We start from the raw sequence: 12,059 nt of genomic DNA, 5'->3' as shown, positions 1-12,059 counted from the left end.
AAGGCAGGGAGCATGGCCGGGCCGACGACGACCACCGAGCGCGGTGCGCGGGGGACCGGGAAGGGCCCGTCGTCGGCCCGGCCCTCCCGGCCGGGACGCCCGGGGCCGGGTGGTGGCCGCAAGGCGCTGCCCGGCCCCCGTGCCGTGATCCTGATCCTGGCCGCCCTGGCCCTGCTCGCGAGCGGGGTGTGGCTCTTCTACGGCTCCGCGTGGCTGCGGGTCGAGCAGGTCACCACCTCCGGTACGCGGGTGCTGACGCCCGCCGAGGTCAAGGCGGCCGCCGCGGTGCCGGTCGGGGCCCCGGTGGTGTCGGTCGACACGGAGGAGATCGAGGACCGGCTGCGGCGCGCCCTGCCCCGGATCGACTCGGTGGACGTCGTTCGTTCCTGGCCGCGCGGAATCGGTCTGAACGTGGTCGAGCGCACGCCGGTCCTCCTGATGGAAAAGGGCGGAAAGTTCACCGAAGTGGACGCCGGGGGTGTGCGTTTTGCCACGGTTGACGGGACGAAGGCCCCGAAAGGCGTGCCCCTGCTGGAGTTGACGGTGGCTCAGTCGCCCAGCCTGCGCCGCTTCGGTGCCGACCGGTTGACCGCCGAGGCGGTCCATGTGGCCGGCGGCCTGCCGGCGCGGGTGGCCAAGGACACCAAGATGCTCCGGGTCCGTTCGTACGACTCCATCACGCTGGAGTTGACGGGCGGCCGGACCGTGGTGTGGGGCAGTGGCGAGGACGGCGAGGCGAAAGCGCGTGCGCTCATCGCACTGATGAAGGCGGCGCCCAAAGCGGGGCACTTCGACGTGAGTGCCCCGACCGCCCCGGCGGCGTCGCGGAGTTGACGCACATATGCCCTGGCCAGCACCCTGGTTGGTCAGCGCTATGGGTGATCACATAGGGTGAAAAGAAAAACGGGAGGTTCGGCGTGTTCGTTGAACGTGCGCCACTTGTCGACTTAGTGTCCTGTTCGGAAGAGTCCAGCGAACAGAGACACTGGTAACCCTAAACTTCAACGTTAGGGTTTGGGTCGGCGTTTCGGACCGTCCCAATCGGCATCCGTCGTCGCGGCGCGAAGACCACCGCGAAGTGGCGACACGTAACTCGAGGCGAGAGGCCTTCGACGTGGCAGCACCGCAGAACTACCTCGCAGTCATCAAGGTCATCGGTGTCGGCGGCGGTGGTGTCAATGCCATCAACCGAATGATCGAGGTCGGTCTCAAGGGCGTCGAGTTCATCGCCATCAACACGGACGCGCAAGCTCTGTTGATGAGCGACGCCGACGTCAAGCTCGACGTCGGCCGGGAACTCACCCGCGGCCTCGGGGCCGGAGCCAACCCGGCAGTCGGTCGCAAGGCGGCAGAGGACCACCGTGAGGAGATCGAGGAGGTCCTCAAGGGGGCCGACATGGTCTTCGTCACCGCCGGCGAAGGTGGCGGCACCGGCACCGGCGGCGCGCCCGTCGTCGCCAACATCGCGCGCTCGCTGGGCGCCCTGACGATTGGTGTGGTCACCCGGCCGTTCACCTTCGAGGGCAGGCGTCGCGCCAACCAGGCGGAGGACGGCATCGCCGAGCTCCGCGAAGAGGTCGACACCCTCATCGTCATCCCGAACGACCGGCTGCTGTCCATCTCGGACCGCCAGGTCAGCGTGCTGGACGCGTTCAAGTCCGCCGACCAGGTGCTGCTCTCCGGTGTCCAGGGCATCACCGACCTCATCACCACCCCGGGCCTCATCAACCTCGACTTCGCCGACGTCAAGTCGGTCATGTCCGAGGCGGGCTCCGCCCTCATGGGCATCGGCTCGGCCCGCGGCGACGACCGCGCGGTGGCCGCTGCCGAGATGGCGATCTCCTCGCCGCTGCTGGAGGCGTCCATCGACGGCGCCCGAGGCGTGCTGCTGTCCATCTCCGGCGGCTCGGACCTCGGCCTCTTCGAGATCAACGAGGCGGCGCAGCTCGTCAGCGAGGCCGCGCACCCCGAGGCCAACATCATCTTCGGCGCCGTCATCGACGACGCCCTCGGGGACGAGGTGCGGGTCACGGTCATCGCGGCCGGCTTCGACGGCGGCCAGCCGCCGGCCCGGCGCGACAACATCCTCAGCGCCGGGTCCAGCAAGCGTGAGGAACCGGCGCCACCGGCGCGTTCCACGGAGACCCCCCGCCCGGTGAGCGGTCTCGGAACCGTTCCGGTACGCGAGGAGTCCCCGGCCCCGGCGGCCGAACCCGCGCCGGCCGTGAGCGACAGCTCGCTGTCGGTCACTCCTCCGGCGGTCCCGCCGGCCCGCCCGTACCCGGACACCTCGGCCGAAGAGCTGGACGTCCCGGACTTCCTGAAGTGACCGTGTGACGTGATACGGCAGCACGACTCAGTGAGCGGCGCGCATTTCGCCTTCACCGATCGGTGGGGCGGGGTGAGCGCCGTTCCGTACGAAGAGCTCAACCTCGGCGGAGCGGTCGGCGACGACCCCGGTTCCGTGACGACGAACCGCCGGCTCGCCGCCGAGTCGCTGGGGCTCGACCCGGGGCGGGTCGTGTGGATGAACCAGGTGCACGGCCGGGACGTCGCCGTGGTGGACGGGCCGTGGGCGCCGGGCGAGCACGTTCCGGCGGTGGACGGTGTCGTCACCGCCCGGCGCGGGCTCGCGCTCGCCGTGCTGACCGCCGACTGCGTGCCCGTCCTGCTGGCCGACCCGGTCGCGGGCGTGGCGGGCGCGGCGCACGCCGGCCGCCCCGGGATGGTCGCCGGTGTCGTACCGGCCACCGTCGAGGCCATGATCGCGCTCGGCGCCGATCCGTCCCGGATCACCGCCCGTACCGGCCCGGCCGTCTGCGGGCGCTGCTACGAAGTCCCCGCGGCCATGCGGGACGAGGTGGCCGCCGTCGTACCGGAGGCGCACGCCGAGACGAGTTGGGGCACTCCGGCCGTGGACGTGACCGCCGGGGTGCATGCCCAGCTCGATGCGCTGGGGGTGCGCGACCGGCGCGCGTCGGAGGTCTGCACGCTCGAATCGCGCGACCACTACTCGTACCGCCGCGACCGCACCACCGGGCGGCTCGCCGGATATGTCTGGTTGGACGGATAACGCAGATGACGGACCGCAAGGCTCAACTCGCCGAGAACCTGGCGCGAGTGGAGGAACGTATCTCTGCCGCGTGCGCGGCCGCCGGGCGGAGGCGGGAGGAGGTGACCCTGATCGTGGTCACCAAGACCTACCCCGCGAGCGACGTACGGCTGCTGCACGAGCTGGGCGTCCGTCATGTCGCCGAGAACCGGGACCAGGACGCGGCACCGAAGGCCGCCGCGTGCGCGGATCTCGACCTGACGTGGCACTTCGTCGGCCAGCTTCAGACCAATAAGGTCCGTTCTGTGGCGAGTTATGCGCATGAGGTGCAGTCGGTCGACCGGCTGAAGCTCGTCAGCGCGCTGTCGGCCGCCACGGTGCGCGCCGGGCGCGAACTCGGGTGCCTGATCCAGGTCGCACTCGACGCGGAGTCCGGCGAGCGTGGCGAGCGCGGCGGCGTCGCGCCCGACGGCGTCGAGGAGTTGGCCGACGCGGTGGACGGCGCGCCCGGGCTCCGGCTCGACGGACTCATGACGGTCGCGCCGCTGGCCGGGCCCTACGCGGGGCGCGAACGGGCCGCGTTCGATCGGCTGATGGAATTGGCATCCCGCCTGCGCGCGTCCCGTCCGGCTGCGAACATGGTGTCAGCAGGGATGAGCGCGGACCTCGAGGACGCCGTGGCGGCCGGAGCGACACATGTGCGCATCGGTACGGCGGTACTCGGAGACCGACCCCGGCTCGGGTAACGTCGCCAAGCAAGTCGGACCACAGCAGAAAATATGGTCATTTCCGCCGAACAGCGGACAGGCCTCGTGGATCGCGGGTACTTGGTGACGCTGTACCCACTAATGGTGAGGGCGATCCACCACAGAGCGGAGGACTCAGAGAATGGCCGGCGCGATGCGCAAGATGGCGGTCTACCTCGGCCTCGTGGAGGACGATGGGTACGACGGCCGGGGTTTCGACCCCGATGACGACTTCGAACCCGAACTGGAGCCGGAGCCCGAGCGCGACCGACGGCGCCACCAGCCCCCGCACCAGTCTTCGCACCAGGCGGAGCGCGAGGAGCCGGTGCGTGTCGTCCAGCAGCCGCCCGTGCAGCGCGACCCTGTTCAGCTTCCCGCTGAAAGCGGACGTCCGGCGCGAATCGCCCCCGTGGCATCCATCACACCTGAACGCCCGAGCCTGGAGAAGAACGCACCGGTGATCATGCCCAAGGTCGTGTCCGAGCGGGAGCCCTACCGCATCACCACACTCCACCCGCGGACCTACAACGAGGCCCGTACCATCGGGGAACACTTCCGCGAGGGCACGCCTGTGATCATGAATCTCACCGAGATGGACGACACGGACGCGAAGCGACTTGTCGACTTTGCCGCCGGTCTCGTCTTCGGGCTGCATGGCAGCATTGAGAGAGTGACGCAGAAGGTGTTCCTGTTGTCGCCTGCTAACGTCGATGTCACGGCGGAGGACAAGGCCCGCATCGCAGAGGGCGGATTCTTCAACCAGAGCTGAGAGCACGACACCGGGAACGGCCGGCCGGGAGGCCGGTGGACATGGGATCAGGGGAGAGGGAAGCGCGGGATGAGCGTCGCACTACAAGTGATCTACATCGCTCTGATGTGCTTCCTTGTTGTCCTGATCTTCCGGCTGGTCATGGACTACGTCTTCCAGTTCGCTCGTTCATGGCAACCCGGGAAGGCGATGGTGGTCGTTCTGGAGGCCACCTACACTGTCACCGATCCACCACTGAAGCTTCTGCGGCGGTTCATCCCGCCGTTGCGTCTCGGGGGCGTGGCACTCGACCTGTCCTTCTTCGTTCTGATGATCATCGTCTACATCCTGATCTCCATCGTGAACAGCTTCATGATGAGGGTGTGAGGGTGTAGCGATACGGTCCTGCCGACTGCCGACGACTACGTAGAGGTGAAGGAAAGATGCCGCTGACCCCCGAGGACGTGCGGAACAAGCAGTTCACGACCGTCCGCCTCCGAGAAGGCTATGACGAGGACGAGGTCGATGCCTTCCTCGACGAGGTCGAAGCCGAACTGACGCGTCTGCTCCGCGAGAACGAGGACCTGCGCGCCAAGCTGGCCGCCGCCACGCGCGCGGCCGCGCAGAACCAGCAGCAGCAGGGTATGCGCAAGCCGCCGGAGCAGCAGGACCAGCGGCCCGTGGGACCCGGCGCCCCCGTGCCCGCCGGGATATCGGGTCCGCCGGTCCAGCAGCAGCCCCCGCAGATGGGTCCGCCCCAGCTGCCCGGTGGTGCTCCTCAGCTGCCGGCCGGTCCCAGCCACGGAGGCCCGCAGGGTCAGCACGGCCCCGGTCAGCACGGCCCCGGCCCCATGCAGGGTGGCCCCATGCAGGGCGGCCCCATGGGTGGCCCGATGGGCGGTCCCATGGGTGGCCCCATGGGCGGTCACGGCCCGCAGATGCCCCAGCCCGGTCAGGGCCCCGGCGGCGACAGCGCGGCCCGCGTCCTGTCCCTCGCCCAGCAGACCGCCGACCAGGCGATCGCGGAGGCCCGCTCCGAGGCCAACAAGATCGTCGGCGAGGCCCGGTCGCGCGCCGAGGGCCTGGAGCGCGACGCCCGCGCCAAGGCGGACGCCCTGGAGCGGGACGCGCAGGAGAAGCACCGCGTCGCGATGGGCTCGCTGGAGTCGGCCCGCGCCACGCTGGAGCGCAAGGTCGAGGACCTGCGGGGCTTCGAGCGTGAGTACCGTACGCGGCTGAAGTCCTACCTGGAGAGCCAGCTGCGTCAGCTGGAGACCCAGTCGGACGACTCGCTGGCCCCGCCGCGGACGCCTGCGACCGCGTCGCTGCCGCCGTCCCCGTCGATGGCGTCGGCGGGCGCGAGCGCCCCGTCGTACGGTGGCAACCAGACCATGGGCGGCGGCCAGTCGATGGGCGGTGGACCGTCCTACGGCGGCCAGCAGCAGATGTCCCCCGCGATGACGCAGCCGATGGCACCGGTGCGGCCGCAGGCGCCGCAGCCGATGCAGCAGGCTCCGTCGCCGATGCGTGGCTTCCTCATCGACGAGGACGACAACTGACGGGGCCGGTCGGGCGGGGCGCGCGTAGCCGCGCGTAGTCGTCGGTCGGTAGGCAGTCGGGCTGGGGCCCGGGACGTGTGACGTCCCGGCCCCAGCCCTTTTTGCGGTGCCTTCGGGGTCCCTCCCGTTGTGGGCAGTCGTCCCGCTGGGGGTCCCCCAGGACGAAGTCCTAGGGGAGGGACGGGTGGGCACAACGGACCGGGGCGGTGCCCTTGTCCGGGTGACCTGCGGGGCGGTACGTGGGGCGGGTGGGCCCGGTGGGGCGGGGCCTCTCCGGGCTCGCCTTCTCGCCGTCGGCGGGGCGCCCTGCCGGTTTCCTGGCCGCGCGTCGCCGCCGATCCTCCCCCTACGCCCGGGAGGCGTGGGGGGACCCCCAGCGGGGGCGACCCTGCACGGCCCCACCCCCGTCGTACGCCGTCTGCGGGCCGTAGGGATGCGAAAGGGCCCGGCCACAGGGGGTGGCCGGGCCCTTTGGCGCTTGGTTACGCCTTGCGGAGGCGGAACGTGAGGGAGAGGCCCTCGTCGGTGAACGGTTCGCCGTACGTGGCGTCCGGCTCGGCGGACGAGAAGTCGGTGGCCAGGACCTCGTCGGCGATCAGGGACGTGTGGTCCGTGAGGGCCGCGCTCACCTCGGGGTCGGTGGACTCCCAGCGCAGGGCGATACGGTCCGCGACGTCCAGGCCGCTGTTCTTGCGGGCCTCCTGGATCAGGCGGATCGCGTCACGGGCCAGGCCCGCGCGGCGCAGTTCCGGGGTGATCTCCAGGTCCAGCGCGACCGTTGCGCCCGCGTCGGAGGCGACCGACCAGCCTTCGCGGGGGGTCTCCGTGATGATCACCTCGTCGGGAGCCAGGGTGATCGTCTCGCCGTTGACCTCCAGCGTCGCCTCGCCGTTTCGGAGGGCGAGGGACAGCGCGGCCGCGTCGGCGGCGGCGACCGCCTTGGCCACGTCCTGGACACCCTTGCCGAAGCGCTTGCCCAGGGCGCGGAAGTTCGCCTTGGCGGTCGTGTCGACGAGCGAGCCGCCCACCTCGGAGAGGGAGGCCAGGGAGGTGACGTTGAGCTCCTCCGTGATCTGGGCGTGGAGCTCGGGGGACAGGGCCTCGAAGCCGGCGGCGGCCACCAGCGCCCGGGAGAGGGGCTGGCGGGTCTTGACGCCCGACTCCGCGCGCGTGGCCCGGCCCAGCTCGACCAGGCGGCGGACGAGGGCCATCTGGGAGGAGAGGGTGGGGTCGATCGCGGAGAGGTCGGCCTCCGGCCAGGTGGAGAGGTGGACGGATTCGGGCGCGCCCGGGGTCACCGGGACGACCAGGTCCTGCCAGACCCGCTCCGTGATGAAGGGGGTGAGGGGCGCCATCAGGCGGGTGACGGTCTCGACCACGTCGTGCAGGGTGCGGAGAGCGGCCTTGTCGCCCTGCCAGAAGCGGCGCCGGGAACGGCGTACGTACCAGTTGGAGAGGTCGTCGACGAAGGCGGACAGCAGCTTGCCGGCGCGCTGTGTGTCGTACGCCTCCAGGGCCTGCGTGACCTGGTCGGTCAGCGCGTGCAGCTCGGAGAGCAGCCAGCGGTCCAGGACGGGGCGGTCGGCGGGGGCCGGGTCGGCGGCCGAGGGGGCCCAGTTCGACGTACGGGCGTACAGGGCCTGGAAGGCGACCGTGTTCCAGTACGTGAGGAGCGTCTTGCGGACGACCTCCTGGATGGTGCCGTGGCCCACGCGCCGCGCGGCCCAGGGGGAGCCGCCGGCCGCCATGAACCAGCGCACCGCGTCCGCGCCGTGCTGGTCCATGAGCGGGATCGGCTGGAGGATGTTGCCCAGGTGCTTGGACATCTTCCGGCCGTCCTCGGCAAGGATGTGGCCCAGGCAGACCACGTTCTCGTACGACGACTTGTCGAAGACCAGGGTGCCGACGGCCATGAGGGTGTAGAACCAGCCGCGCGTCTGGTCGATGGCCTCCGAGATGAACTGCGCCGGGTAGCGCTTCTCGAAGATCTCCTTGTTGCGGTAGGGGTAGCCCCACTGCGCGAACGGCATCGAGCCCGAGTCGTACCAGGCGTCGATGACCTCGGGGACGCGGGTGGCCGTCTCCTGGCAGGTCGGGCAGGGGAAGGTCACGTCGTCGATGTACGGCCGGTGCGGGTCCAGGGACGACTGGTCGGTGCCCGACAGCTCGGTCAGCTCGGTGAGCGAGCCGACGCAGGTGAGGTGGTTCTCCTCGCAGCGCCAGATGGGCAGCGGGGTGCCCCAGTAGCGGTTGCGGGAGAGCGCCCAGTCGATGTTGTTGTTGAGCCAGTCGCCGTAGCGGCCGTGCTTGACCGAGTCCGGGAACCAGTTGGTGTTCTCGTTCTCCTGGAGCAGCCGGTCCTTGACGGCGGTCGTACGGATGTACCAGGACGGCTGCGCGTAGTACAGCAGCGCCGTGTGGCAGCGCCAGCAGTGCGGGTAGCTGTGTTCGTACGCGATGTGCTTGAAGAGCCGCCCACGGGCCTGGAGGTCGGCCGTGAGGGCCTCGTCGGCCCTCTTGAAGAACTGGCCGCCGACGAGGTCGAGGTCCTCCTCGAAGGTGCCGTCGGGGCGGACCGGGTTCACCACGGGCAGGCCGTACGCGCGGCAGACCTTGAGGTCGTCCTCACCGAAGGCGGGCGACTGGTGGACCAGACCCGTACCGTCCTCGGTCGTGACGTAGTCGGCGTTGACGACGAAGTGGGCCTCCGCCGGGAAGTCGATCAGGGTGAAGGGACGCTCGTACGTCCAGCGCTCCATCTCCGCGCCGGTGAAGGACTGGCCGGTGGCCTCCCAGCCCTCGCCGAGGGCCTTGGCGAGGAGGGGCTCGGCGACGACCAGCTTCTCGTTGCCGTCGGTCGCGACGACGTAGGTCACCTCGGGGTGGGCGGCGACGGCGGTGTTGGACACCAGGGTCCAGGGGGTGGTCGTCCAGACGAGGAGCGCCGCCTCGCCCGCGAGGGGGCCGGAGGTCAGCGGGAAGCGGACGAAGACGGAGGGGTCGACGACCGTCTCGTAGCCCTGGGCCAGCTCGTGGTCGGACAGGCCGGTGCCGCAGCGGGGGCACCAGGGGGCGACGCGGTGGTCCTGGACCAGGAGGCCCTTGTTGAAGATCTCCTTCAGGGACCACCAGACGGACTCGACGTACTCCGGGTCCATGGTGCGGTACGCGTCGTCCAGGTCGACCCAGTAGCCCATGCGGGTGGTCAGCTCGGCGAACGCGTCGGTGTGGCGGGTCACCGACTCACGGCACCGGGTGTTGAACTCGGCGATGCCGAACGCCTCGATGTCCTTCTTGCCGGAGAAGCCGAGCTCCTTCTCGACGGCGAGCTCGACCGGCAGGCCGTGGCAGTCCCAGCCGGCCTTGCGCGCGACGTGGTAGCCCCGCATGGTGCGGAACCGGGGGAAGACGTCCTTGAAGACGCGGGCCTCGATGTGGTGCGCGCCGGGCATGCCGTTGGCGGTGGGCGGGCCCTCGTAGAAGACCCACTCGGGGCGGCCCTCGGACTGCTCAAGGGACTTCTGGAAGACCTTGGCCTCGCGCCAGAAATCGAGCACGGCGTGCTCGAGCGCGGGCAGGTCGACCTGGGCGGGTACCTGGCGGTACTGCGACATCGAATCCTCCGGCGGACTGTTCCTCGTTCCGTCGGAGGGACGAGAGCGCTCGCGCTGCGCGGCTCCCGCGGTACCACCCTCCTTGGCCCGGGGCGCCTCGTGGGCGTCCTGAGCCCCCTCATTGGGGTCGCGATGCCGGCTCTACTGACCCTGTGGTTTCCCGTCGGGCGTTCTTCCGGCGGCTCCGGGGTGATGCTTCACATCGGGCTCGCCCCCGGGCTCTCACCGTCCCCGGGTCGCTCATGGCTGCGTACGACGCTACTCGTCCCCATCCAAGCCTTTCGCTGCGCCCAGTGTAAGGGGCCGGGCGGACAGCGGCCGACCGGTTTTCGGGTGGGTGGGCGGTGGGTGGATGTGTGACCCGAATGGCCACATGGGGTTCGGCGGGCCGGGGGGAGGGGTGGGGGCGGATTACAGGGCGGGGAGCTGGGCACAACGGATGCAGGCTGTCCTTGCCGCGGGCATGGGGCGTCCGGACCGGCGGCGTGCCCCGTTGCCGCGGGGCTTGAGTCGATTTATCGTCCCAGCACGATTCGCGAGCAAGATCACAATATGTGAAGGGGCCGCGAGATGGTGGCGAAGAAGACCGCCGTGAAGAAGACGGCGTCCACGAGATCCACCGCCACGGGCGCGGCGGCCAAGGACACGACGGGGAAGAAGAGCACGGCTTCGGCGGGCGCCGGCAGGAAGGTCACGTCCCGCAAGACGGTGACCGCCGAACGGGCGCGTGGCGATACCGCCGCCGCGAAGAAGGCGGACCGGTCCGCGAAACGGGCGGAGACGGCGGAGGCGGCCGAGGCTGCGGCGCCGGCCTCGCCGAAGCGCAAGGCCGCCGCCGCGTCGCCCGGCCGCGCCGCCTCCGAGCGGGCGGGCCCAGCGGCCAAGAAGACCGCCACCAGGGCAACCGCCGCCGGCAACGGTGCCGACGCGGTGGCGAAGAAGACGACTGCCACCAGGGCAGCGGCCGCCGACAAGGGCGCCGCCGGCACGGTGGCGGCGAAGAAGACGACCGCCAAGGACGCGGCCGGTGCGGACGTGTCCGTGGGCGGGGTGGCGGGCAGGAAAGCCGCCGCCAAGAAGGCCGGTGGCGCCGAGCCGACCGCCGGGCAGGCGGCTGCCGAGGCCGCCCCCACAACGAAGGCGGCAGCAGGCAAGAAGGCGCCGCCGAGGAAGGCCGCCACCAAGGAAGGCGGCGCTAGGGAGGGTGCCGGCGGGAAGGGTGCTGGCGGGAAGGGCGGTGCCGGGAAGAGTGCCGCCGGGGAGGGCACCACTGCCGCCGGCGGGCACGTGTCCGCCAAGGAAGCCGCGGGCAAGAAGACACCCCCCAGGAAGGCGGCCGCCAAGGAGACCGGTGGCGGGGCGGCGCCCCCCAAGGGGACCACGGGCAGGAAGTCGGCAGCCAAGAAGGCGGCGGGCGGGAAGGCTGTTGCCGGGGCCGGTGGTGACGAGGCGGCTGCGGAGAAGACGGCGGGGAAGAAGGTGGCTGCCAAGAAGGCCGCTGCCGGGGTGGGTGTCGAGGGGACGTCCACGAAGAAGGCGGGGGACGAGGAGGCCAAGCAGGCTCCGGCTCCCGCCAGGAAGGCGGTCCGTAAGGAGGCGGCTGACGAGGAGGCGGGCCGCAAGAAGGCCGGCGTCACGGCGGGCACGGCGGCGTCCGCCAAGGAGGTGGGTCGTAAGAGGGCCACCGCCACGGTGGCCGGCGGGGCGGGGAAGAAGCGCGTGGCCGGGAAGGCCGCGAAACAGGCCGCAGCCGCGGCCGAGGGGGCGGCCGAGGCCGCGGAACAGACAGGAGCCAGGACAGTGGCAGCGAAGAAGACCGCGGATGTGACCACGGCGCCGGCCGCCTCGGCCGTACCCCTCGCCCGGGGTGTCGCCGAGACGGCTCCGGAGGAACTCGCCGTACGGCCCGGGGAGGAGCCCTGGAGCCCCGAGGAGGTCGCGGAGGCGCGGGCCGGGCTGGAGAGCGAGGTGGCCCGCCTGCAGGCGGAGATCGCCGCCTCGGAGGAGGCCCTGTCCGGGCTGATGCGCGACTCCGGGGACGGCGCCGGGCACGACGAGGCCGACACCGGCACCAAGAACATCACGCGCGAGCACGAGATGGCGCTCGCCGCCAATGCCCGCGCCACCCTGGAACAGACCCAGCACGCCCTGCAACGGCTCGACACGGGGACGTACGGCCTGTGCGAGATGTGCGGCAAGCCCATCGGCAAGGCGCGCATGCAGGCGTTCCCCCGGGCCACCCTGTGCGTGGAGGACAAGCAGAAGCAGGAACGGCGAGGCTGAACCCGTACGTGTGTGCCGTACCCTCGTGCACAGTAGGCACCTAGGTTGAGGGACTCA

General features: G+C 70.9%; 9 protein-coding genes. 8 read left to right on the top strand and 1 reads right to left on the bottom strand.

The features are described from left to right. Positions 1-12: 12 nt before the first annotated feature. The 7 genes from BKD26_RS07440 to BKD26_RS07405 all read left to right on the top strand — a co-directional run bounded on the left by BKD26_RS07440 (position 13) and on the right by BKD26_RS07405 (position 6,105). The gene (locus BKD26_RS07440; protein ID WP_084897034.1) at positions 13-834 is read left to right on the top strand and encodes an FtsQ-type POTRA domain-containing protein; all 822 of its coding nucleotides are present in this window, start codon (positions 13-15) and stop codon (positions 832-834) included. Between the two features lie 280 nt (positions 835-1,114). After that, positions 1,115-2,329 carry a cell division protein FtsZ gene (gene ftsZ / locus BKD26_RS07430; protein WP_084897032.1) on the top strand — a complete coding sequence of 405 codons (1,215 nt, stop codon included), beginning with the start codon at positions 1,115-1,117 and terminating at the stop codon, positions 2,327-2,329. A 9-nt stretch (positions 2,330-2,338) separates the two neighbouring features. Then, positions 2,339-3,073, top strand: a complete 735-nt coding sequence (pgeF, locus tag BKD26_RS07425; RefSeq protein WP_084897031.1) for a peptidoglycan editing factor PgeF — start codon at positions 2,339-2,341, stop codon at positions 3,071-3,073. Positions 3,074-3,078: 5 nt separating this feature from the next. Continuing rightward, positions 3,079-3,798 carry a YggS family pyridoxal phosphate-dependent enzyme gene (locus BKD26_RS07420; RefSeq protein WP_084897030.1) on the top strand — a complete coding sequence of 240 codons (720 nt, stop codon included), beginning with the start codon at positions 3,079-3,081 and terminating at the stop codon, positions 3,796-3,798. Between the two features lie 142 nt (positions 3,799-3,940). Beyond that, complete coding sequence (gene sepF / locus BKD26_RS07415) at positions 3,941-4,567, top strand: cell division protein SepF (protein WP_084897029.1); 627 nt, start codon at positions 3,941-3,943, stop codon at positions 4,565-4,567. 69 nt (positions 4,568-4,636) lie between these two features. Next, complete coding sequence (locus tag BKD26_RS07410; RefSeq protein ID WP_073752292.1) at positions 4,637-4,933, top strand: YggT family protein; 297 nt, start codon at positions 4,637-4,639, stop codon at positions 4,931-4,933. A gap of 56 nt (positions 4,934-4,989) precedes the next feature. Next, entirely contained in the window at positions 4,990-6,105 is a 1,116-nt protein-coding gene (locus tag BKD26_RS07405; RefSeq protein ID WP_084897028.1) for a DivIVA domain-containing protein, read from the top strand. A gap of 482 nt (positions 6,106-6,587) precedes the next feature. On the opposite strand, the gene ileS is transcribed toward BKD26_RS07405, so the two are convergent. Further along, positions 6,588-9,719, bottom strand: a complete 3,132-nt coding sequence (gene ileS / locus BKD26_RS07400; RefSeq protein ID WP_084897027.1) for an isoleucine--tRNA ligase — start codon at positions 9,717-9,719, stop codon at positions 6,588-6,590. Positions 9,720-10,289: 570 nt separating this feature from the next. Here ileS and BKD26_RS07390 point away from each other — a divergent pair. Further along, complete coding sequence (locus tag BKD26_RS07390) at positions 10,290-12,002, top strand: TraR/DksA C4-type zinc finger protein (protein ID WP_179166456.1); 1,713 nt, start codon at positions 10,290-10,292, stop codon at positions 12,000-12,002. Positions 12,003-12,059 lie beyond the last annotated feature (57 nt).

The sequence above is a fragment of the Streptomyces sp. CB03238 genome (genome assembly GCF_002099185.1).
GTDB lineage: Bacteria > Actinomycetota > Actinomycetes > Streptomycetales > Streptomycetaceae > Streptomyces.
This window is presented reverse-complemented; position numbering and strand designations above follow the sequence as displayed.